The 19,310-nt window shown below is 67.8% G+C and carries 19 protein-coding genes; 6 read left to right on the forward strand and 13 right to left on the reverse strand.

Annotated features, from left to right (window positions below; genetic code table 11):
- Window positions 1–95: 95 nt before the first annotated feature.
- Entirely contained in the window at window positions 96–440 is a 345-nt protein-coding gene (locus QE389_RS11880) for a hypothetical protein (RefSeq protein ID WP_307367543.1), read from the reverse strand.
- Between the two features lie 79 nt (window positions 441–519).
- Window positions 520–2,151: a peptide chain release factor 3 gene (locus QE389_RS11885; RefSeq protein ID WP_307367545.1), complete on the reverse strand. Its 1,632-nt coding sequence runs from the start codon at window positions 2,149–2,151 to the stop codon at window positions 520–522.
- Between the two features lie 202 nt (window positions 2,152–2,353).
- On the opposite strand from QE389_RS11885, the gene QE389_RS11890 reads away from it, so the two are divergent.
- Window positions 2,354–2,500: a hypothetical protein gene (locus tag QE389_RS11890; protein ID WP_307367547.1), complete on the forward strand. Its 147-nt coding sequence runs from the start codon at window positions 2,354–2,356 to the stop codon at window positions 2,498–2,500.
- Window positions 2,501–2,521: 21 nt separating this feature from the next.
- On the opposite strand, the gene QE389_RS11895 is transcribed toward QE389_RS11890, so the two are convergent.
- On the reverse strand, window positions 2,522–2,896 hold the full coding sequence (locus tag QE389_RS11895) for a hypothetical protein (RefSeq protein WP_307367549.1): 375 nt from the start codon (window positions 2,894–2,896) through the stop codon (window positions 2,522–2,524).
- A gap of 115 nt (window positions 2,897–3,011) precedes the next feature.
- The gene (locus tag QE389_RS11900; RefSeq protein WP_307367551.1) at window positions 3,012–3,689 is read right to left on the reverse strand and encodes a DUF1345 domain-containing protein; all 678 of its coding nucleotides are present in this window, start codon (window positions 3,687–3,689) and stop codon (window positions 3,012–3,014) included.
- 164 nt (window positions 3,690–3,853) lie between these two features.
- On the opposite strand from QE389_RS11900, the gene QE389_RS11905 reads away from it, so the two are divergent.
- From QE389_RS11905 to QE389_RS11925, 5 genes are all read left to right on the forward strand, one after another.
- The gene (locus tag QE389_RS11905; protein ID WP_307367553.1) at window positions 3,854–6,037 is read left to right on the forward strand and encodes a malate synthase G; all 2,184 of its coding nucleotides are present in this window, start codon (window positions 3,854–3,856) and stop codon (window positions 6,035–6,037) included.
- 135 nt (window positions 6,038–6,172) lie between these two features.
- A complete protein-coding gene (locus QE389_RS11910) occupies window positions 6,173–6,673 on the forward strand; it encodes an RNA polymerase sigma factor (RefSeq protein WP_307367555.1) in 501 nt (166 codons plus the stop codon).
- Window positions 6,670–7,677, forward strand: coding sequence for a FecR domain-containing protein (locus QE389_RS11915; RefSeq protein ID WP_373458312.1), 1,008 nt, complete (start codon window positions 6,670–6,672; stop codon window positions 7,675–7,677). The genes QE389_RS11910 and QE389_RS11915 overlap by 4 nt, the downstream gene beginning before the upstream one ends.
- A gap of 59 nt (window positions 7,678–7,736) precedes the next feature.
- On the forward strand, window positions 7,737–10,907 hold the full coding sequence (locus tag QE389_RS11920) for a TonB-dependent receptor (protein WP_307367559.1): 3,171 nt from the start codon (window positions 7,737–7,739) through the stop codon (window positions 10,905–10,907).
- A 258-nt stretch (window positions 10,908–11,165) separates the two neighbouring features.
- Entirely contained in the window at window positions 11,166–11,720 is a 555-nt protein-coding gene (locus tag QE389_RS11925; protein WP_307367561.1) for a hypothetical protein, read from the forward strand.
- A gap of 52 nt (window positions 11,721–11,772) precedes the next feature.
- On the opposite strand, the gene QE389_RS11930 is transcribed toward QE389_RS11925, so the two are convergent.
- Genes QE389_RS11930 through QE389_RS11970 form a run of 9 tightly spaced genes read right to left on the reverse strand, consistent with a single transcriptional unit; the run spans window position 11,773 to window position 19,275 of the window.
- Window positions 11,773–12,549: an AAA family ATPase gene (locus QE389_RS11930; RefSeq protein ID WP_307367563.1), complete on the reverse strand. Its 777-nt coding sequence runs from the start codon at window positions 12,547–12,549 to the stop codon at window positions 11,773–11,775.
- A 7-nt stretch (window positions 12,550–12,556) separates the two neighbouring features.
- Window positions 12,557–13,531, reverse strand: a complete 975-nt coding sequence (locus QE389_RS11935; protein WP_307367565.1) for a D-glycerate dehydrogenase — start codon at window positions 13,529–13,531, stop codon at window positions 12,557–12,559.
- Window positions 13,528–14,577 carry an aldo/keto reductase gene (locus QE389_RS11940; RefSeq protein ID WP_307367567.1) on the reverse strand — a complete coding sequence of 350 codons (1,050 nt, stop codon included), beginning with the start codon at window positions 14,575–14,577 and terminating at the stop codon, window positions 13,528–13,530. The genes QE389_RS11935 and QE389_RS11940 overlap by 4 nt, the downstream gene beginning before the upstream one ends.
- A 14-nt stretch (window positions 14,578–14,591) precedes the next feature.
- Window positions 14,592–15,446: a fumarylacetoacetate hydrolase family protein gene (locus QE389_RS11945; protein WP_307367568.1), complete on the reverse strand. Its 855-nt coding sequence runs from the start codon at window positions 15,444–15,446 to the stop codon at window positions 14,592–14,594.
- Window positions 15,443–16,615 carry an FMN-dependent L-lactate dehydrogenase LldD gene (gene lldD / locus QE389_RS11950; RefSeq protein WP_307367570.1) on the reverse strand — a complete coding sequence of 391 codons (1,173 nt, stop codon included), beginning with the start codon at window positions 16,613–16,615 and terminating at the stop codon, window positions 15,443–15,445. Before lldD ends, QE389_RS11945 begins: the two co-directional genes overlap by 4 nt.
- Window positions 16,616–16,623: 8 nt before the next feature.
- On the reverse strand, window positions 16,624–17,355 hold the full coding sequence (locus tag QE389_RS11955) for an SDR family oxidoreductase (protein WP_307367572.1): 732 nt from the start codon (window positions 17,353–17,355) through the stop codon (window positions 16,624–16,626).
- Window positions 17,352–17,717: an L-rhamnose mutarotase gene (locus QE389_RS11960; RefSeq protein WP_307367575.1), complete on the reverse strand. Its 366-nt coding sequence runs from the start codon at window positions 17,715–17,717 to the stop codon at window positions 17,352–17,354. The genes QE389_RS11955 and QE389_RS11960 overlap by 4 nt, the downstream gene beginning before the upstream one ends.
- A 3-nt stretch (window positions 17,718–17,720) precedes the next feature.
- Complete coding sequence (locus QE389_RS11965) at window positions 17,721–18,548, reverse strand: amidohydrolase (protein ID WP_307367577.1); 828 nt, start codon at window positions 18,546–18,548, stop codon at window positions 17,721–17,723.
- Window positions 18,549–18,552: 4 nt separating this feature from the next.
- Window positions 18,553–19,275, reverse strand: a complete 723-nt coding sequence (locus QE389_RS11970) for a GntR family transcriptional regulator (RefSeq protein WP_307367578.1) — start codon at window positions 19,273–19,275, stop codon at window positions 18,553–18,555.
- Between the last annotated feature and the right edge of the window lie 35 nt (window positions 19,276–19,310).

The following is a 19,310-nucleotide window of genomic DNA, read 5'->3' on the forward strand; positions in this document are numbered from 1 at the left end:
GGACGGCCGGCGTCCCCTCGCATTCGCCTTGCAAACGCAGCGCCGCTGCGTCGGTTCGACTTGGCCTTATCGACAGATTCGTCAGGTCGGGGCGGTCATCCCAGATTGGGCGTCCGGCGCCGACAGGCCTGAAGCGCGGCGCGCGCGGCGCGGGCGTCGGCGCTGAACTGGCGGACGGCGGCGATGCGGGCGCGGGTCTGATCGGCCTCTGCGGCCTGGGACGAACGGCCCGAGGCGCTCCCGGCCTGCATCGCCGCCAGCGACCAGTACAGGGCCGCGTCATAGAGGGCGCGCCCCTGACGGCTCTCGCCGCCCTCCAACTCGGACGCCGCCTGGGTCAGGCCCGCGCAACGCACCGCCTCCTCATAGGAGGTCAGGCCGACGCTGGGCGCGGCCTGCAGCGCCAAAGCCAGGCTGGACAGGGTGAACAGTGCGATCATCGTCTCTCTGGCGCCTCTGCGCCCGACCTTCGCCAACCATGGCGCCGTCGCGCGGCCAAGGGAAGGCGGCACGGCGACGTCAGCCGCGCTCCTTGGTCTTGGTGAAGGCGATCCTGGGGAAACGTTCGCCGACATAGCCGGTCTCCCAGCTCGACTTGGCCAGGAAGACGGGGGCCTGGTCGATGTCGCGGGCCATCTGGGGGCGGTATTTTCCCATGAAGTCCTCCAGATCGGCGGCCTCTCCCCCGATCCAGCGGGCCTCGGCGTAGGGGCTGGGTTCGAACACGACGTCCAGCCCGTATTCCTCGCCCAGGCGGTCGGCCATGACCTCGAACTGCAACTGGCCCACCGCGCCGACGATGAAGTCCGCCCCGATCTCGGGCCGGAACAACTGGGTCACGCCCTCCTCGGCCAGACCTTCCAGCGCCTTCTTCAGGTGCTTGGCCTTCAGCGGATCCTTGACCCGCACCCGTTGCAGGATTTCCGGCGCGAAGTTCGGCAGGCCGGCGAACCGCACCACGCCGCTCTCCGACAGACTGTCGCCGACGCGCAGCACTCCGTGGTTCGGAATGCCGATCACGTCGCCGGCGAAGGCGTCGTCGGCCAGTTCCCGGTCCGAGGCGAAGAACATGATAGGGGCGTTCACCGACAGGGACTTGCCCGTGTTCTGCACCTTCAGCTTCATGCCGCGCTTGAAGGCGCCGCTTGCCATGCGGAACATGGCGATCCGGTCGCGGTGGTTGGGGTCCATATTGGCCTGGACCTTGAAGACGAAGCCGGTGACTTCGTCGGCACCCGGCTCGACCACGGTCTCGACGGGCGCGGGGGCGTTGCGGGTCTCGGGCGGTGATTCCTTCCTGGCCTTCATGACCTTAGGCGCAGGGGCCCAGTCGCCGATGGCCTTCAGCAGTTCGTCGATGCCGAAGTGGCGCAGGGCCGAGCCCCACAGCACGGGCGTCAGATGCCCCTCCAGAAAGGCCTGACGGTCGAAGGCCGGATAGCCGCCCTCGACCAGTTCGACAGACTCGGCCAGGGCGTCCTGCTCGCCCGCCTCGAAATACTGCGCCGCCTGATCCAGCGGCAGGGCGGCCGGGTGATCCGGGTCCTCATCCGATCCGGCGACCTTGCGCGCGTAGGGCTGGAACCGGCCGGTCCCGACCTCGACCATGCCGCGCAGACGACTGCCGCTCTCGGCCGGCCACCAGATCGGCGCCGGGTCCAGCTGCAGGCGCGAGGCGATGTCGTCCAGGAGGGCCATCGGGTCCTGGGCCTCGCGGTCAAGCTTGTTGATGAAGGTGATGATCGGAATGTCGCGCAGGCGGCACACCTCGAACAGCTTCAGTGTCTGGGGCTCGATCCCCTTGGCGGCGTCCAGCACCATGATGGCGCAGTCGGCGGCGGTCAGGGTGCGATAGGTGTCTTCGGAGAAATCCTCGTGCCCCGGCGTATCGAGCAGGTTGAACATCTTGCCGTCGTGTTCGAACGTCATGACCGAGGCGCTGACCGAGATGCCGCGCTCCTTCTCGATCTTCATCCAGTCCGAGCGCGTGCGTCGGTTTTCGCCCCGCGCCCGCACGGCCCCGGCCGCGCGAATGGCGCCGCCCGCCAGCAGGATATGCTCGGTCAGGGTCGTCTTGCCCGCATCCGGGTGGGCGATGATGGCGAAGGTGCGGCGGCGCGCCGCCTCTTCGGGCAGGGTCAGGCTGGACATGTTTTCGATCCTCGGGCCGCGCGACTACCCCGGACCGCCGCCAAAGTCACGATTTTGCGCGGATCAAATAACCCCTCGCCATGAGGGGCTATTGGAGTCATGCTGCCGTCGTCGAGACGATCGGGCCGTCAGAGCCCGACGCCGGCCCCGGCGACCTGGATCCTCAGGGCGACCGGGAGACCACAGGGAAAGGAAACGAACGATGGCTGTGATCCATCCTCAGGACCGTGTCGCCCACACGCGCCGCGACGGGCGGCCGTTGCATCCGGCGTTGGGCCTCGTGATCGGTTTCGGCTTCATCATCGCCGTGGCGACGCTGGTGCACGTCGTCTTCAACGGGGTGATGTAAAGCAGGACCGGCGGCCGCCTGTCAGGCGGCCAGGCGGTTCCAGACGGCGCGGTCGGCGGCGACGGCGTTGAGGCGACGGCCCTTGGCCTGAAGCTGGTGAATGACCGCGGCGGGCAGGGCGCAGAAACGCGGCTCGACCAGGTCGGGATCGCAGGCGGCGGCGGGGGCGGCGAACAGGGCCGCGTTCACTTCCGGGCTGCGGTCAGCGATCAGCCACGCCAGGCGGCGCGCCCGCTCGGGATCGTTGCGGTGCATCAACGGGTCTTCGGCGAACAGTTCGCAGCCCAGCTCCAGCACATAGTCGAAGTCCAGCTTTTCGAACCGGCGCGCATCGGCGGGCGTGACCGGGCAGGCCTCGTCCAGGTCGAACACGACGTCGTTCAGGAGAAACAGCATGGGCGAGGAACTCAACGGTGGACGCGATGTCGTCCTTGAGCCCACATTAGGCGCCGGCGCTTGCAGTCCCGTTCACGGACGCGGTTAAGCAATCCTCACTGGCCGGCCGGTTCGTTCATCCCTTGCCCAGCAGTCCGACCATCAGATTGACCGTCAGGGCCAGGATCACCGTATTGAAGGTGAAGGCCGTCAGGCTGTGGATGCTGGACAGGCGGCGCATCCGGCGGTCGGCGATCTGCACGTCGGCGGTCTGGGACGCCACGCCGATGATCAGCGAAAAATGCAGGAAGTCCCAGTAGTCGGGCTGGCTCTCGCCCGGAAAGATCAGGCCGCCGTGGTCCTTTCTCCCGTCGCCGGGACGATAGAAGTCGTGGGCGTAGTGGACCGCAAACAGCAGGTGAACGAAGGTCCAGGACAAGCCGACCGTCAGCAGGGACAGCAGACCCTCGACGACCGGCGCGCCCTGGCCGCGCACCGCCTCGCCGATCACCACCACGATGCTGGCGACGGCCGCCATCAGGCTGAGGGGCAGGATCAGGCGACCTGCCTGGTCCAGGGCGGCGGCGCGACGGCGGATGGCGTTCACATCCTGGGCGCGGGCCATGCGCCACAGCGTCGCCAGGATGAAGGTCGCGGCCCCCACGTCCCAGCCGATGGCGATCCGGTTCAGCCAGTCGCCCGAGAGAGGGGCGAACAGGACGGTGATCAGCGTCAGCAGGACGGCCGCCACGATCGGACCATGCAGCATCAGGGATCGGGCCACGGATCGCGTGAGGAGGCGGCGGTGCGTCATGGCGCGATCATGACGCCGGATCGCGCCGCCGCAAGCCGCCCCCTGCGCCGGTTTGCGAAAAGAGGGGTAGATGACGCAACGTGACCCTTGCGAACGGACGCGGCCTTGGCTTAGCTGATCACGCATTGTTACAGGGACCCGGCTTCGGGTCCGGAAAGGCCGCCATGACGACCCATCAAGATCGCGCCGGGCTGAAGGTCGCGGGCGAACTGATCGCCCTGATCGAAGGGGAGGTGCTTCCGGGGCTGCGGCTGGCGGCGCCGGCCTTCTGGTCCGGGACGGCGGCCCTGTTCGAACGGTTCGCGCCCGAGAACCGCGCCCTTCTGGCTACGCGCGACCGGATGCAGGCCCGGATCGACGACTGGCATCGCGCCCGCAGGGGCCAGCCCTATGACACGGCCGCCTCGACCGCCTTCCTGCGCGAGATCGGCTATCTGGTCGAGGAACCGGCGCCGTTCACGGTCGGCACGACCGGAGTGGACGAGGAGATCGCCCAAATGGCCGGGCCGCAACTGGTCGTGCCCGTGCTGAACGCCCGCTTTCTGCTGAATGCCGCCAATGCGCGCTGGGGCAGTCTGTATGACGCCCTCTACGGCACCGACGCCCTGGGCGATCCGCCGAAGGGCGGCGGCTATGATCCCGCGCGCGGCGCGCGCGTCGTGGCCCGGGCCAAGGCCTTTCTGGATCAGGCCGCGCCCCTGGCGGAAGGATCCCATGCGGATGTGGCCGGCTGGTCGGTGATCGACGGCGCCCTCTCGCCGGCCCTGAAGGATCCGGCCCAGTTCGTCGGTTTCGCGGGCGAGGCGGCGGCGCCCACGTCCATTCTTCTGAAGAACAACGGCCTTCATATAGAACTGGTGATCGACCGGACCCATCCGGTCGGGCGCGAGGACTTGTCTGGCCAGGCGGACGTGGTTCTGGAATCGGCCTTGTCCACCATCGTCGATCTGGAGGATTCGGTCGCGGCCGTGGACGCCGCCGACAAGGTCGCCGCCTATCGCAACTGGTTGGGCCTGATGAAGGGCGACCTGTCGGCAAGCTTCCAGAAGGGCGGCAAGACCCTGACACGCGCGCTTGAGCCGGATCGGACCTGGACCGGGGCGAACGGGTCGCCGGTGACGCTGAAGGGGCGGTCTCTGCTGTTCGTGCGCAACGTCGGCCATCTGATGACCACGCCGGCCATCCGCCTGGCGGACGGATCGCAGGCGCCCGAGGGTATCCTGGACGCCGTCGTGACCAGCCTGATCGCCCTTTACGACCTCAAGGGTCTGAAAAGCCGGGAGGGGGGCGGATTCGGCAACAGCGCGACGGGTTCCGTCTATATCGTCAAACCCAAGATGCACGGCCCGCAAGAGGCCGCCTTCACCGACCGGCTGTTCGATGCGGTGGAGGACCTGCTGGGCCTGGCGCGCCACACGATCAAGGTCGGGGTGATGGACGAGGAACGGCGCACCTCGGCCAATCTGGCGGCCTGTATTCACGCGGTGAAGGACCGGATCGTCTTCATCAACACCGGATTCCTGGATCGGACCGGCGACGAGATCCACACCGCCATGCAGGCCGGGCCGGTGGTCAGAAAAGCCGACATCAAGTCCACCGCCTGGATCGCCGCCTATGAGGCCAGGAACGTCGCCATCGGTCTGAAATGCGGCCTGTCCGGCCGGGCTCAGATCGGAAAGGGGATGTGGGCCGCACCCGACCGGATGGCCGACATGCTGGAGCAGAAGATCGGCCATCCGAAGACCGGCGCCAACACCGCCTGGACGCCCTCGCCGACGGCGGCGACCCTGCACGCCCTGCACTATCACGCCGTGGACGTATTTGCGGTTCAGGCCGAGGTGGCGGCGCGGCCGACGCCGGGGCTGGACGATCTGCTGACCCCGCCCTTGGCGAACCGCGTCAACTGGTCCGAGGCCGAGGTGGCGGCCGAACTGGACAACAACGCCCAGGGCTTGTTGGGCTACGTTGTGCGCTGGATCGACCAGGGAGTCGGCTGTTCCAAGGTGCCCGACATCCACGACATCGGGCTCATGGAGGATCGGGCGACGCTGAGGATCAGTTCGCAGCACATGGCCAACTGGCTTCTGCACGGCGTCTGCACCGCCGATCAGGTCGAGGCGGCCCTGCTGCGGATGGCGGCCAAGGTGGACGCCCAGAACGCGGGCGATCCCCTGTATCAACCCATGGCGCCCGACCCCGACGCCGGCCCCGACACGGGCCCCGACGCCAACCTGGCCTTCCAGGCCGCCCGCGCCCTGGTGTTCGACGGGGTCGTCCAGCCGAACGGCTATACCGAGCCCCTGCTGCACGCCTGGCGGCAAAAGGCCAAGGCGGCCTATCCGGCCTGACGACCCGAGGCGACCCGAACACAGACCCCGCCCGCCACGCTTTTGTCGGCTCGGCAAAAAGAATCCGCGAAGGATGTGAGGAGGTCACGCCCGACGGCGTCATTCAAGCGCATGCCTGTTTTCGGACCGAAGGCCGTGGCCCAGCCGGCTGACATCGACGATCTGGCCCGTCGGCTCGGCGGCCCGCTCGCGCGCTATTTCGGCGCCCGGGTGCGCCGTGGCGCGGATGTGGAGGACCTGGTTCAGGAGGTCTTTCTTCGCCTTACGCGCCGCACCGAGGCGGAGGCGGTGGGCAATTGGGAAGGCTATGTGTTCGCCATCGCCAACAGTGTGCTGGCCGACACCTTTCGCCGCGAAGGGCGACGCATACCGCAACTGGGGGCGGTCGAGCCATGGACGGCGACCCTGGACGATCGGTCGCCTGAACGCATCTATCTGGCGCGAGAAGAGATCGACACAGTCGTTCGCGGGCTGCTGGAACTGCCCGAGAAAACCCGTTTCGTCTTCGTGCTCAATCGGTACGAGGATCTCACCTACAGGGAGATCGCGGGGCGGCTCGGTCTGTCGGTCAGCGCCGTCGAGAAGCACATGATGCGGGCGCTGGCTCATCTGACCCGTCTGAGAGATGAGCGATGAAATCCATCGAACCTAGCGCAGACGCCCTTGATCAGGCCGCCGTCTGGCATCTCAAGAGAGTCGCAGGGCCTTTGTCGCGTCTTGAGGCGCAGCGTCTGGAGACATGGCTGGCGGCGGATCCGGCGCGCCGGGCGGCGCTGGATGAAGTGGCCCGGACCTGGGACGCCGCCGACGCCGTGGCGGCGGACAGCGCCATATGCGAGATGCGCCAGGCCGCGCTGCAGGCGCATGGCGCTCCAGGGCGACGCCTGTGGGGGGCGCCCGCCCGGTGGGCCGTCGCCGCCGCCTTGCTGCTGACCCTGAGCGGGATCGTTATGTTCGGCGCCTCGCGGCTGGTCCCGCCGCCCCCGGAAGTGCAGGTCTATCGGACCGGGGTGGGCGAACGGGCGGTCGTCACCCTGGCCGACGGGTCCCAGGCGACGCTGAACACCGCGACCGTGCTGGCGGTGGACTATCGCCCCCGGCGTCGCGGCCTGCGCCTGATCGCGGGCGAAGCCTGGTTCGATGTCGCCCGAAACCCGGATCGGCCCTTCGTCGTCACGGCGGCCGACCACCAGGTCACGGCCGTGGGCACCTCGTTCAACGTCCGTCTGGATCCTGGACGGCTCCGCGTGGCCGTGTCGGAAGGGCGGATCAAACTGTCCGACGCCCAATCCACGGCTCTGGCGGCCGTGACGGCGGGGCAGAGCGCCGACTTGAAGGCCAGCGGTCTCGTCCTCCAGCGCGGCGGCCCGGTTGCGGGCGACTGGCGCGAAGGGCGTCTGACCTTCGACGGCGTCACGCTGGGGGAGGCGGTGGCCGAGATCAACCGCTATCGCAAGACGCCCATTCTGGTGGCCGAGCCGAACCTTGAACGCCTGCGGATCAGCGGAGTGTTCGATGTCGGAGAGAGTTCCGACTTTCTGCGGGCCCTGCCCTTGAGCCAACCCGTCCGCGTGGTGCGGGCCGAGGGATCGGTCCGTATCGAGCGCAAAAAACACGAAAATAATTCACGGTCGGGATGAGGAGCATCCAGCGAACGGCGTCTTTCTTTCGCTTGTCATTGTTTTCGGGGGATCGACAGATGACGTTCGACGCACGCGCCTTTGCGCTCGCTGGCCTGGCCAGCACTCTTATCGTCACGCCTGCCGTCGCCGAGCGCGCCCAGGCGGCGTTCGACATTCCGGCCCAACCGCTCGCCGGCGCCTTGACCCAGTTCGCCCGGCAAGCGGGCCGGGAAGTTCTCTTCGATCCCGCCCTGGTGGCGGACAAGCGCGCCGGAAGTCTCAAGGGACGATACGAGATCGAACGCGCCCTGACCCAGCTTCTCGGCGGGTCCGGCCTCAAGGCGCAGGTCGCCGGGCGGGCCCTGGTTATCACGCCTGCCGTCGCGCCGACGTCCGCATCGGCGGAGACGGCGGCGGCTTCCGAAGCCTTGGCGCCCGTGCAAGAGGCCGCGACCGTGGATGAAGTGGTCGTAGTGGGCAGCAAGATCGTCGGCGCTGATCCCGTCGGCGCCTCGCCGGTGACGGTGCTGGGTCAGGAGCAGCTCGAAGCCCAGGGCGTGGCCAGCGCCGGCGAATTGGTCGGCCGGCTGGCTCAGAGCGGCGCACAGGCGTTCAACAGCGGCGTGCAGGGGCCCAACAACGCGCGCGGGGACGTGGCGTCCGCCAATCTGCGCGGCCTGGGCAGCGGCAACACGCTCGTCCTGCTCGATGGGCGCCGTATGGTCATGCATCCGACCAGCCAGCAGGAAAACGGCGCCATTCCGGTTCAGATCGTCAATCTGAACGCCATTCCGACCTCCGCCCTGCGCCGTGTCGAGGTTCTGCGCGACGGGGCGAGCGCGCTTTATGGATCGGACGCCACGGCGGGCGTGATCAACTTCGTCATCGATCGTCACTATGAGGGCGCCCAGGTCACGGGGCGGTACGGGTTTTCGGAGGGGACGAATTTCGCCGAGGACAGCGTGACCTTCAAGGTCGGAACCCGTCTCAACGGCGACCGCACCCATGTGGCCGTCTTCGGCGAGGTCTTCCACAACACGGACATGCCCGCAACGGACCGATCCTATGCCGCGACGGACGACTTGAGCGACCGCGTCGACAGCGCCTACGCCGGCTATTTCAATCGCACACAGAGTCAATCGCCCTGGGCGACCGGGCGGGTCTCGACGCCGATCACGGGTCTGGGGGCGGTGTTCACGACCTTCTTCGTCCAACCCTGCGCGCTGAGCGGGTCGCGCGCCAACCTGTCCCCGGCCGGTGTCTGTCTGAACGGCGGCAGCGCCACGCTGCCCTCCGCGCTCAGGACGGATGAAGGTCGGGCGCGGACGATGATTCCGCGCACCTCGCGCGGCAGCGTTATGGCCACGCTGGCCCACGACCTGACGTCCGACGTGTCTCTGTTCGGGGATCTGCTCTACTATCAGGCCAGCGCCTGGGCCGGGCGGGGCGGCAGCACGCTGCTCAACGACGCCACCCTGGTGGTGTCGCGCGACAACCCCTTCAATCCCTTCGGTTCCGGGCCCGGACGCCTGGCGGGCTATACCGGACCCGCCCAGGATGTGACGCTCGTGGGCTACAATATTCTGGATGTCGGCGACCGCAACTTCGACGTCGACAATCAGCAGTACCGAGGCGTGCTGGGCCTCAAGGGGCGCGTGGGCGATTGGCGCTGGGAAACCAGCGGCGTCTGGAGCCGCGCGCGCACGACCGACACCGAACACAACCGCGTCAGCAACACCGCCCTTCAGGCCGCTCTGTCGAGCAGCAATCCCAATACCGCCTATAATCCCTTTAACGGCGGCGATCTGGGCGCGCCGCGCGTGGGCGACAGCAGTTGGAATCCGGCTTCGGTCACGGACCCCCTGCGGATCGACGTGACGCGGCGCAGTGTCACAAAGCTCGGGCTGCTGACTGCGGAACTGTCCAATCCCACGGCCTTCGCCCTGTTCGGCCGCGACATCGGCGTGGCGGCAGGCGCCGAGTGGCGGTACGAAAGCTACGACGACTATCGGGATCCTCGGGTGAACGGCTCCGTCGCCTATGTCACGCCGTCGGGCGGGCGGACCAGCGACGTGGTGGGAACCAGCCAGACCCTCGACACGCACGGCGACCGCAACGTCGTCTCGGCCTATGCGGAGCTTCGCGCCGGGATCGTGCGTCCCGAAGACGGTGTGCCCTTGGTGAAAAGCTTCGAACTGCAAGGCGCCGCGCGGCTTGAACGCTATTCCGACACGGGAGACGCCGTCCTCAAGCCCAAGATCGCCGTCAACTGGGCCGTGACGGACGCCCTGAAGTTGAGGGCCGCCTATTCCGAAGCCTTCCGGGCGCCCAATCTGGAACAGATCAATGCCGCGCCCGCGACCCGGGTGCAGCAGAATCAGACCGACCTCTATCGCTGCGCCCTGGCCCAGGGGGCGACCACGATCGCAGCCATCAATCGGTCGGCCTGCGCCGGCTTCCGGGCCGACGTCAGCGAGGTGCGCTCCGGCAACGACCAGCTGAAGGCGGAAGACAGCAAGACCCTGACGGCCGGCGTTGTCCTGACTCCGCTCAAGAACCTGACCGTGACGGTCGACCGGTGGCGGATCGAACAGACGGGGTTGGTCGGAATCCTGAGCACCCAGGATCAGATCAATCTGGACGCGATCCAGCGTCTGGAGCGGGGGGCGTCCAATCCCCTGGTCACGCGAAACGCCGCCAATCAGGTGACGTCCGTTCAGGCGATCTTCCAGAACCTCAATACCCGCACGGTCGAGGCGACCGACATCGCCGTCACCTATCTCTGGCCAACCGAGCGGTGGGGGGACTTCCGCCTGAACGCGGACCTGTCCGTCTTCGACAAATTCTACCAGGCGCCCTCTCCGGAGGCGGCGGCCCTGGTCGCGGCCGGGCTGTCGACGGCGTCTGGCGGTTCGCAAATCCGGCTCAACGGCAACCCGCGCACGCGCGCGTCCGCCACGGCGCTCTGGACCTCCGGGCCTTGGCTGGCCTCGCTAAGCACAGTGAGCCTGTCCGGGCTTTATGACACCTCGGCCCTCAACTATCCGGTTGGGTCCTGGACGACGGTCAACACGGCTGTCCGCTATGCGGTCGAGGCCGGGCCGTTGTCGGGAACGTCCTTCCGTGTCGGTGTCAACAATCTGGAGGACAAGGCGCCGCCGCTGGCCAACCAACTGTTCGGTTTCTACTCCAGCCTGCACAATCCGCGTGGCCGATTCTGGTTCGTAGAGATCAGCAAGGCGTTCTGAACTCGGCGCGCGTCAGGGGCGAGCAGACGACCGAAGGTCGGCGTGGCTTCTTCACGCACGAAGCCCTAGCTGGTGGTCAATACCGCCATCGACGGCCAGACGCCGTACCAACAGGCGCGCCGCCCACGGCACGGTTCGCGCCCTCCTTGCCGAATGAATCGCTTGGCGGATACCATGCGATGGTCTTGCTTTGAGACGTCTGCTGAATCTCGTCGTCGCGCCTGGTGTCGAGTCTTGATTTTGTTAAGGAGGCTATCGATGAAAGCCGGTCTTGTTTTGATCGCGGTCGGTTGCGCGGCGTTAAGCACCCATGCGCTGGGCCAGGACAGAGTTCAACAACAGCAACAACAACAGTTTCAGGCTGAACAAAATAGACTGGGATACCAGCAACAGCAATCTCAACCACAGAACTCGGCTCAAGGACCTTTTCGCTTTAGCCCGTACATTCCTTATATGCACTCAGCCTTTGCCGCGACGGATTCCGGAAAGGAGTGGGGCGTAGGATTCTCCGAGCATACGGACATCGATGCGCAAGAAGATGCACTGCGCGAGTGCGAAAAGGTCGCAAAAGACAAGAAGTGCCTCATTAGACTGACTGGCGGGCAAAGGCCCACTGCCATAGTGGTTGAATATCTGGTTGATGACGACACGGACGAGGTCCACAACTGGTTTTTCAAGTCCTCTGATGCAGGCGTGGAGGATGCGCTTCGTTTGGCTATGAGCGATTGCTTGAGTGATCGCTATACGGGAAGCCCGCATCGCTGTGTCGAGGTCGTGACGTGGAACGCTCCGCCATTGTCGAGGTCACGCTGACAAGGCGACCGCCTTAGGCTCAGCCCCCAGAGCTGAAAGGGGACGGATGCGGTCAGGGCCGGTCGATCGACAGGCAATGCCGATGGGCGTCCAGAGCCATGACGATATCCGCTCTCTGCGGCATTTCCGCCAATATGTGACGTGTCACGCGCTCGTAATGGCTGATGAACCGGCCGACTTCGGCTGCGGTCATGATCGCGTCGCCGGGCGCGCCGCTGTGGCGCAACGCCTCTTCCTGTTCGAGCCGCCAGTCGTACACGACGTTCCAGCCGGGTGCGGCGAGGAGGACGAGGAGGTCGATCCGCTCGAACAGGGCGCGGTAAGGCCCGGCCAGCATGGCGTTTACATACCGTCGCCATACCCCGTCGCGGTCCTCTTGCCGCTCCAGCGTATTGACCGGCTGGACCAGGGCCTCGTCGTCCTGCGGCCGCGCGCCGACGCACCATCCCTCGAACAGCAAGACGCCGGCGTTCGCCGGCGCCGTCGGCCATGACGATTCCGGCCGCCGGTCGTCGGTCGCCTTGTCGAAGCGGGGCAGATGAACCGTGGCGCCGCGATCCAGCGCGGCCATCACGGACAGGCCCAGGTCGATGTCGTGGGTGCCCGGCGCCCCGCGTGTGCGCAGCAGCGGATGGACATCCCGGGCCAGTCGCTCGCGTTCCGCCCGGGTGAGGTAGAGATCGTCGAGCGAGAGCGTGGCGGCCCGGTCCAGACGCTGGGCGAGGCGGGCCGCCAGCGTCGATTTTCCGCTGCCCTGCGCGCCGCAAATTCCCACCACCAGCGGACGGTCGGGGCGCTGCTGCGCCGCCGCCTGGATCGCGGCGATCAAACGGTCGTCAGGCGACATGGTTGGGCAGCGCCTTGCCGGACAGGAAGGCGTCGATATTGGCGATGGCCTGCATTCCCATCGCAACCCGCGCCTCGATCGTGGCGCTGCCCAGATGCGGCAGCAGGACCGAGCGCGGATGGGCAAGCAATCCGGGATGCACCGCCGGCTCTTCCGCATAGACATCCAGGGCGGCAGCCCCGATCCACCCGGCGTCGAGCGCTTCCACGAGTGCGGCCTCGTCGATCACCGACCCGCGCGCCGTGTTGACCAGCACCGCGTGGGGCTGCATCGCCCGCAGCAGGTTTCGGTCGATCATGTGGCGCGTCGCCGCGCCGCCGGGCGTATGCAGCGACACCACGTCGGCGTCGCGGACCAGATCGACGAGCGTGTCGGCCGGTTCCGCGGCCAGCCGCGCCCGCACCGCCGGATCGACCGGCGAGCGACTGACATAGCGGATCGTCATGCCCAGCCCCCGCGCCTTCGCGGCCGTGGCTTGCGCGATGCGGCCGAAGCCGACCAGCGCGAGGACGCGGCCGTGCAGTCCGTTTCCGATCAGGTGGGTGGGACGCCAGCCTGTCCAGGCTCCGGCGCGCACCTCGCGTTCGCCCTCGCCCGCGCGGCGCGCCGCCATCAGCATCAAGAGGATGGCCAGTTCCGCCGTCGCCTCGGTCAGGGCGTCGGGCGTGTTGGTGACGGCGATCCCGGCGGCGCGCGCCGCGACCAGGTCGATGTGGTCGACGCCGGCGCCGTAGTTGGCGATCAGCCGCACCCGATTGCCGGGCGCCTTCAGCAGCTCCGCGTCGATCCGGTCGGTGATCGTCGGCACCAGGATATCGGCGTTTCGCATGGCGTCGGCCAGTTCGTAGCGATCAAGCGGCGCATCGTCCGGGTTCAGCCGTGCGCCCAGCCGCTCGGCCAGCACGCCTTCGACCTTCGCCGGCAGCCGGCGCGTCACGCGGATGGAGGGATGCGCGGCGGTCATGCCCGAACCGCCTCGTCGCGCGTCGTCGGCACGGGGGCGTCGCTTCGCAGCAGGCCCTCCGCCACCAGCGCCTGCCAGAAGCCCTCGGGTATCGGGTGACGGTACAGGTCCAGCGTCTGGGCCAGCCTTCGCGGATCACCGATGCCGGGCAGGACGCTGGCGACGCAGGGATGAGCGAGCGGGAATTGCAGCGCGGCGGCCGCCAGCGGTACTTGCCAGTCGTCGGCAACGGCTTCGATCCGCCGCACCCGCGCGACGACCGCGTCGGGCGCGGGGCCGTAATCGTAAAAGGGCGCGCCGCCCCCGCGCGTCCCGGTCGCCAGGATGCCGCTGTTATAGGGCGCGCCGGCGACGACCGAGACCTGACGCTGCGCGCACAGCGGAAACAGTTCGTCGAGCGGCGTCTGTTCGAGCAGCGTGTATCGATTGGCGAGCAGCAGCACGTCGACCGGCGCGACGCGGATCGCGTCGAGGCAGACCTCGACTTCGTTCACGCCCAGTCCGAAGGCGGCTATCGCTCCCTGGTCGCGCAACGACTCCAGCGCGGCGAACCCGCCGCCCGTCGTCAGTTCGGCCCAGTGGCGATCGTGCGCGTCGCCCAGCACCTTCCGGCCGATGTCGTGGACGAACACCATGTCGATCCGGTCCAGCCCGAGGCGGTGCAGGCTCGCTTCGAAGGCGCGCAGGATGCCGTCGCGGCTATAGTCGTACTCGACCCGGAACGGCATCGGCGAGAGAAAGCCGTCGCGCGCCTCCTGCGCTGTCGCCGAGGCATCGGGCGTCAGCAGGCGTCCGACCTTGGTGGACAGGACGACCCCACGATCCGCTTCCCGCAGCGCATCGCCGACGCGCCGTTCGCTCAGCCCCCGTCCGTAGAAGGGGGCGGTGTCGACGAAGCGAATTCCTGCCGCGATCGCATCGTCGATCGCGGCCCGTCCGGTGGCATCGTCGATGCGCCGGTTGAGGTTGCCAAGCGACGCCGCGCCGAAGCCCAGTTCGGTCAGCCGCAACTCTGTCTGCCCCAGCGGGCGGGTGGGAAGGGTCATCGCGTCGGTCCCGTTCAGCCGTTCGCCGCCGCGACGAAGTCCTGGCGCTGCTCGCCCAGGCCGTCGATCCCCAGCGTAACCACATCGCCCGGCTTGAGATACCAGGGCTCCGGCTTCTGTCCCAGGCCGACGCCCGGCGGCGTGCCCGTCGTGATGATGTCGCCGGGCTCCAGCGCCATGAACTGCGAACAATAGGCGACGATCTCGGCGACCGGGAAGATCATGGTCGCGGTGCTGCCGGTCTGCATCCGCTGGCCGTTGACGTCGAGCCACATCGACAGCGCCTGCGGATCCCCGACCTCGTCGGCCGTGACCAGCCACGGGCCGATGGGCCCAAAGGTCGGGAAGCCCTTGCCCTTGTCCCAGGTCGGTCCGCGTTCGGCCTGCCATTCGCGTTCCGACACGTCGTTGACGACCAGATAGCCGGCGACGTGATCCAGCGCCCTGTCCACCGCGACGTCGTGCGCCGCCGCGCCGATGACGATGCCCAGTTCGACCTCCCAGTCGGTCTTCTTCGATCCGCGCGGAATGACGACCGGGTCGTTCGGACCCTGGATGCAATTCACCCATTTGTTGAACACGACCGGCTCCTCTGGGATCGGCAGGTTAGATTCGGCGGCGTGGTCGGCATAGTTCAGGCCGATCGCGATGAATTTGCGCGTGCCGGCGATTGGCGGGCCGTAGCGGACCCCCGCCTCGACCAGCGGCAGGTCGTCGGGGGAAAGCGCGGCCAGGCGACGCAGCCCTTGGGCCGAGATTGCGGCGGGGTCGATGTCGGCGACATGGCCGGACAGGTCGCGGATGCGGCCGGCGGCGTCGATCAGGCCAGGCTTCTCATGACCGGGCGCGCCGAAGCGGCAGAGTTTCATGGTTGTTCCTTTGTCGGAAAAGGGTTGGAAACCTCGGCGAGGAGGCGGTGATCTATGGCGGAGACGGCGTTGACGCCGGTCAGCGTCATGACGACTTCCATTTCGCGCGCGAGAATGGAGAGCATGCGCGCCACCCCGTCTTCGCCTTCGGCGGCGAGCGCCCACAGCCACGCCCGGCCGAGCAGTACGCCCTTGGCTCCCAGCGCCAGAAGGCGGACGACGTCGAGGCCGGATCGGACGCCGGAATCGGCCAGCACAGTCAGCCGATCGCCGACCGCCGCGGCGATGCGGGGCAGGGCGGCGGCGGTCGACATCGCGCCGTCGAGCTGTCGCCCGCCATGGTTCGACACGACGATCCCGTCCGCCCCGTAATCGGCGGCGGCGCGGGCGTCTTCGGGGTCGAGGACGCCCTTGATGACAAGCGGCCCGTCCCATTCGGCGCGCAGCCAGTCGAGGTCCTTCCAGCGAATGCCGGGATCGAAATTCGCTCCCAACCAGCCCATGTAGTCGTTCAATCCGCTGGCGGCGCCCAATACAGGCTCCAGATTGCCGAGCCGGTGCGGACGCCCGTGCACGCCGACGTCCCAGGCCCAGCCGGGCTTGCCCATCGCCTGCATGAGGCGCTTTACCCCGGCCCCCGGCCCCGACATGCCGGAATGGGCGTCGCGGTAGCGGATGCCGGGCGTCGGCATGTCGACCGTGAAGACCAGCGCCTGCGCGCCCGCCTCTTTCGCCCGTGCGAGCAGGTCCCGCATGAAGCCGCGGTCACGGATGACATAGAGCTGGAACCACAACGGCCCGTCCGACGCCGCCGCGCGCAATTCCGTCATTCCGCAGATGCCGACGGTCGACAGCGTGAAGGGCACGCCGTGCCTATGCGCGCCCCGCGCCGCCTGGGTTTCGCCGCGCCGACGGAACATGCCGGCGATGCCGACCGGCCCCAGGGCCACCGGCAGCGGCTGTTCGTGGCCGAACAGCGTCGTGCGGAGGTCGATGGACGCCACGTCCTGCAACACGCGCTGACGCAGCACCGTCGCGTGCAGGTCGTCGACGTTGCGGCGGCAGGTGATCTCCGAAAAGGCGCCGCCGTCGGCATAGTCGAACAGGAAACGCGGCAGCCGTCGGCGCGCGGCGATGCGGAAATCGTCCAGGGATGCGATGATCGTCATCGGGCGGCTCAGGCCATGGTCCAGCCGCCGTCGATCGCCATCAGGCTACCGGTGACATAGCCGCTTTCGTCGGATGCGAGATACAGGGCCAGGGCGGCGATCTCCTCGGCGGAGCCGATCCGGCCCATCGGCTGACGCGAGATGAAGGCGGCGCGGGCGGCCTCGGCGTCGCCGGTCGCGGCGAGCCGCTGGTCCAGCGACGGCGACTGCACGGTGCCGGGGCAGATCGCGTTGCAGCGGATGCCCTGTCCCACATAGTCCACCGCGACCGATCGCGTCAGGCCGCCCAGCGCGCCCTTGGAAACGCAATAGGCGAAGCGGTTGGGAACGCCGATCATCGTCCCCGCGACCGACGCGACATTGACGATCGATCCGCCGCCCGCGGCGATCATGCCGGGCAGGAAGGTGCGGATCATCCGCATGGCGGCGTCGACGTTCAGGTCGAACGACAGGCGATAGCCCCGCTCTCCGGTCGAGAGCAGGTCGCCGGCGTCGACATAGCCGGCGCAATTGACCAGCACGTCGATCGTCCCGATCTCCGCACCCAATGCGTCGACCGCCGCCGCGTCGAGCAGGTCGACGACCTTCGTTCGGCATCCCGCCAGCGTCGCCAGCGCCTCCGCCTGCACGTCCAGCGCGATCACCTCCGCGCCTTCGCGCAGGAACATATCCGCCGTCGCGCGGCCGATTCCCTGCGCCGCCCCGGTTACGAGGGCGCGCTTGCCCGCCAGTCTGTTCATATCCTGTCCTTGTTCGATAGATGATCGCTCTGCCGGAAGACGCGATGCGCCACCGGCCAGGGTTCGCCATCGGCGAATGGGGCCCGTTGAAGCTCGGCCATGCGGGCCTGCCATGCGATGAGTTCGGGATGCTCGCGCTCGATCCGCTGCAGGCCCTCCGCATCGAAATCCTCGGCCAGCGTCAGGATCATGACCAAGCGGTGGCCGGCCCGGAATATCTCCATCTCGACGATCCCGTGACGATGCTGCGCCTCCACGACCGCGACCGGCGTGCGGCCCGCGCGGTGCGCCTCGTCATAGGCCGCGATCGCCGCGGCGTCGGTGGCGAGGTCCATGATGCGGACCACCCGTTGCGTTCGCATCGCTCAGTCCTTCATGCCGTAGAATGCGGCCGCCGCGCCGCGAAAGAGGCGATCCCGAGCGGCGCCGTGCAGGCCGGCAAGCCGGTCTGCGTCCGCCATCCATTGCGTGAAATCGTCCCCCGACAGACGCAGCACCGGCCAGTCGCTGCCCCACATCAACCGATCGCCGAAGCAGGCGAGCAGATGGTCGACATAAGGGCGCAACGGGTCCGCCGGAGCGCCGGCCGGCTGTTCGGTGCGCAGCCCCGACAGCTTGCACCATGCGCCGCGATCCGCGAGGGCGGCGATCTGCGCCCGCCACGGATCGACCAGGCCCTGGGCGATGAAGGGTTTCGCCGCATGGTCGATCACGACCGGAAGATCCGGCCAGCGATCCATGAATCTGGCCAGCATCGGCAGATGCCGGGGCTGCGCGAGCGCATCGAAGCGCAGGCCATGTCGCCGCATCGCCTCGATCGCAGGCACCAGCGCCGGGTCGAGCAGCCAGTCGGTGTCGGCGATGGACTGCAGCATCGGTCGCAACCCGCGCAGTTTGGGCGCGGCCGCGAGCGTGGCGATCCTGTCCGGCGCCTGCGGCGACGCGAGATCGACCCATCCGACGACGGCGCCGACGACAGGGCTCGTCTCCGCCACGGCCAGCATCCAGTCGGTGTCGGCGTCGGTCGGCTGCGACTGGACCAGAACGCCGGCGGCCAGCCGGACGTCGCCAGCGGCGGCGATCAGGTCGTCCATGGCGAAATCACGGTGGATCGACGGTTCCGCAACGGTCGGCCACTGGTGCCCAGGCGTATCGAGCGCCCATAGGTGATGGTGCGCGTCGATCACCTGCATGGCGTCACGCCATGCCGAGAATCCGTTGCAGGGCCTGCTGGAAATGGACGGCGAGCGCCGCTTCCGCCGCGTCCGCATCGCGGTTCGCGCACGCTTCCAGAATGTCGAGATGCTCGCGGAGCGTCCGCAGCGCCAAGGGTCGCGTCACCAGCCGATCGAGCCGCACGAGCGTCACATAGTTCTTCAGCCGCCGCGCGGTCATTTCGATCAGCGGGTTGCGCAAGGACGAGATCAGCGCGCCATGCAACTGCTCCTCCAGCAATCCCAGCCGATCCTCCTCGGCCGGCCCCAGGTCGTGACGTTCCAGATCGGCGATCAGGCTGCGATGGGCCGCGATCATTTCCGCGATCTCCGCCGCATCGCCCCGCTCGGCGAAGGTCCGCGCGCCCGCCCGTTCGATCAGCGAGCGAAACTGGTAGGTCGACCGCGACAGTTCCAGATCCGCCTTGACGAACTGGATGCAGGATCGGGCATGGATCATGACCAGCCCTTCCGTCTCCAGCGTTCGCAACGCATCGCGCAACGGCTGGATGGTGAGGCCGAGCAATCGCATCAGCTCGTTCTGCGACAATTCGGCGCCGACCGGGATGGTCCTGTCGAACAGCCCTTGAAGGATCGCACGATAGGCCTTTTCGGCCAGCAGCGGCCCCGCGCCCCGCTCGCCGGCGGATTTCTCGCCGCCAGGGGGATCGCTCGCCGACGCTGTGCTGATTTTCGAACGGGGCATAGTCAACCGAAATGGCCTTATCACCAGGATGGTTC

Origin of the sequence: Brevundimonas sp. SORGH_AS_0993, from assembly GCF_030818545.1 — a bacterium.
Lineage (GTDB): Bacteria > Pseudomonadota > Alphaproteobacteria > Caulobacterales > Caulobacteraceae > Brevundimonas.

Coding starts and splice junctions, on each gene's coding strand:
- QE389_RS11905 (WP_307367553.1), top strand. CDS start 3,854: ATGACGACCCATCAAGATCGCGCCGGGCTGAAGGTCGCGGGCGAACTG.
- QE389_RS11895 (WP_307367549.1), bottom strand. CDS start 2,896: ATGCTGTTTCTCCTGAACGACGTCGTGTTCGACCTGGACGAGGCCTGC.
- QE389_RS11955 (WP_307367572.1), bottom strand. CDS start 17,355: ATGAACAGACTGGCGGGCAAGCGCGCCCTCGTAACCGGGGCGGCGCAG.
- QE389_RS11970 (WP_307367578.1), bottom strand. CDS start 19,275: ATGCCCCGTTCGAAAATCAGCACAGCGTCGGCGAGCGATCCCCCTGGC.
- QE389_RS11935 (WP_307367565.1), bottom strand. CDS start 13,531: ATGACCGCCGCGCATCCCTCCATCCGCGTGACGCGCCGGCTGCCGGCG.
- QE389_RS11960 (WP_307367575.1), bottom strand. CDS start 17,717: ATGCGAACGCAACGGGTGGTCCGCATCATGGACCTCGCCACCGACGCC.
- QE389_RS11915 (WP_373458312.1), top strand. CDS start 6,670: ATGAAATCCATCGAACCTAGCGCAGACGCCCTTGATCAGGCCGCCGTC.
- QE389_RS11900 (WP_307367551.1), bottom strand. CDS start 3,689: ATGACGCACCGCCGCCTCCTCACGCGATCCGTGGCCCGATCCCTGATG.
- QE389_RS11920 (WP_307367559.1), top strand. CDS start 7,737: ATGACGTTCGACGCACGCGCCTTTGCGCTCGCTGGCCTGGCCAGCACT.
- QE389_RS11945 (WP_307367568.1), bottom strand. CDS start 15,446: ATGAAACTCTGCCGCTTCGGCGCGCCCGGTCATGAGAAGCCTGGCCTG.
- QE389_RS11965 (WP_307367577.1), bottom strand. CDS start 18,548: ATGCAGGTGATCGACGCGCACCATCACCTATGGGCGCTCGATACGCCT.
- QE389_RS11880 (WP_307367543.1), bottom strand. CDS start 440: ATGATCGCACTGTTCACCCTGTCCAGCCTGGCTTTGGCGCTGCAGGCC.
- QE389_RS11940 (WP_307367567.1), bottom strand. CDS start 14,577: ATGACCCTTCCCACCCGCCCGCTGGGGCAGACAGAGTTGCGGCTGACC.
- QE389_RS11890 (WP_307367547.1), top strand. CDS start 2,354: ATGGCTGTGATCCATCCTCAGGACCGTGTCGCCCACACGCGCCGCGAC.
- lldD (WP_307367570.1), bottom strand. CDS start 16,615: ATGACGATCATCGCATCCCTGGACGATTTCCGCATCGCCGCGCGCCGA.
- QE389_RS11885 (WP_307367545.1), bottom strand. CDS start 2,151: ATGTCCAGCCTGACCCTGCCCGAAGAGGCGGCGCGCCGCCGCACCTTC.
- QE389_RS11925 (WP_307367561.1), top strand. CDS start 11,166: ATGAAAGCCGGTCTTGTTTTGATCGCGGTCGGTTGCGCGGCGTTAAGC.